The organism is Curtobacterium sp. B18, assembly GCF_000333375.1.
In the GTDB taxonomy this organism is placed as follows: domain Bacteria; phylum Actinomycetota; class Actinomycetes; order Actinomycetales; family Microbacteriaceae; genus Curtobacterium.
This window is the reverse complement of record NZ_BACZ01000600.1, coordinates 1-1,732: the sequence shown is the minus strand read 5'-3', so window position 1 is coordinate 1,732 and position 1,732 is coordinate 1. Positions and strand designations below refer to the sequence as shown.

Genomic DNA, 1,732 nt, shown 5'->3' with positions numbered 1-1,732 from the left:
TTCCCGCCGTACTCGACAGGTGAGACCGGTCGTGTCGGTTCGCCGAAGCGTCGCGAGATCGGGCACGGCTTCCTCGCCGAGCGCGCCCTCGTGCCGGTGCTGCCGTCGCGCGAGGAGTTCCCCTACGCCATCCGTCAGGTGTCCGAGGCCCTCGGCTCCAACGGTTCGACGTCGATGGGCTCCGTCTGCGCCTCGACCCTGTCACTCCTCAACGCCGGTGTGCCCCTCAAGGCCCCGGTCGCGGGCATCGCGATGGGCCTCGTGTCCGACACCGTCGACGGTCAGACCCGCTACGCGGCGCTGACCGACATCCTCGGTGCCGAGGACGCGCTCGGCGACATGGACTTCAAGGTCGCCGGGACCTCGGACTTCGTCACGGCCATCCAGCTGGACACGAAGCTCGACGGCATCCCGTCGTCGGTCCTCGACGCCGCGCTCAAGCAGGCCAAGGAGGCCCGCTCGGCCATCCTCGGTGTGCTCAACGAGGCGATCGACGCCCCCGACGAGATGGCGGACACCGCTCCTCGTGTCATCTCGGTGCAGATCCCCGTCGACAAGATCGGCGAGCTGATCGGTCCGAAGGGCAAGACGATCAACGGCATCCAGGACGAGACCGGCGCCGACATCTCCATCGAGGACGACGGCACCGTGTACATCGGCGCCGTCGACGGTCCGTCGGCCGAGGCCGCCCGCGCCCAGGTCAACGCGATCGCGAACCCGACGAACCCGGAGATCGGGGACCAGTTCCTCGGCACGGTCGTCAAGATCGCGACCTTCGGTGCGTTCGTGTCGCTGCTCCCGGGCCGCGACGGTCTGCTCCACGTCTCCGAGGTGCGCAAGCTCGCCGGCGGCAAGCGTGTGGAGAACGTGGAGGACGTCCTCGGCGTCGGCCAGAAGATCCTGGTCGAGGTCACCAAGGTCGACGACCGCGGCAAGCTGTCGCTCGCGCCGGTCGTCGCCGACGAGGTGGACACCGAGGGTGGCAAGGGTCACGAGACCCACGCCGAGGCCCCGGCCGAGGGCTGATCTCTCCCGCGTCCTGACGCACGAACGGCCGCCGTCCCTTCCGGGGCGGCGGCCGTTCGCCGTTGCGGGGCGTGGCGAGGGCGGCGCGCCACCTGGGTGAGGTTTCGCGCTGACCGTGTGTCGGCTGGACCTGGTTTCGCGTTGACCGGGCGTCGGCTGGACCAGGTTTCGCGCTGACCGACAGCTCACGGCCCGTCGAGCGCGTGACCTGTCGGTGAGCGCGAAAGCGCCCGGCGCCCGGCGCGACTACGCCGCCGGGGTCTCCTGCGTGCCGACCAGCTGCGCGCGTCCGAGCAGGTGCTCGCGGAGCACGAAGCCCACAACCGCGGGCGTCGCATCGGCCGGTGCCTCGAGGACCGGCACGTCGAGCGCGCTCAGCGTGAAGAAGTACCGGTGCGGCCCGTGGCCGGCGGGCGGAGCGGCGCCGAGGAAGGTGTCCGTGCCGAACTCGTTCCGGCGGCGGAGCGCCTCGGCGGGGAGCAGCGCGTCGTCGGTCCCCGCTCCGGCGGGCAGCGAGGTCGCCGAGGCCGGGATGTCGGTCAGGCTCCAGTGCCAGAACCCGGAGCCGGTCGGGGCATCGGGGTCGTACACCGTGAGGACGAAGCTCTGCGTGCCCTCGGGCGCGCCGGACCACTCGAGCGCGGGGGAGCGGTCCTCGCCGCCGACGTCGCTGCCGCGCGCGGACGTCGGGAGCACACCGCCGTCG

The 1,732-nt window shown here is 71.8% G+C and carries 2 protein-coding genes; one reads left to right on the top strand and one right to left on the bottom strand.

Annotation, left to right across the window (positions count from 1 at the left end):
- Positions 1 to 1,026: polyribonucleotide nucleotidyltransferase (locus tag I5E_RS16285; RefSeq protein WP_022907919.1), on the top strand; the 1,026-nt coding region annotated here is incomplete at its 5' end.
- Between the two features lie 246 nt (positions 1,027 to 1,272).
- Here the strand turns inward: I5E_RS16285 and I5E_RS16280 are convergent.
- The coding region (locus I5E_RS16280) for a YbhB/YbcL family Raf kinase inhibitor-like protein (RefSeq protein ID WP_022907918.1) at positions 1,273 to 1,732 on the bottom strand (460 nt) is incomplete at its 5' end.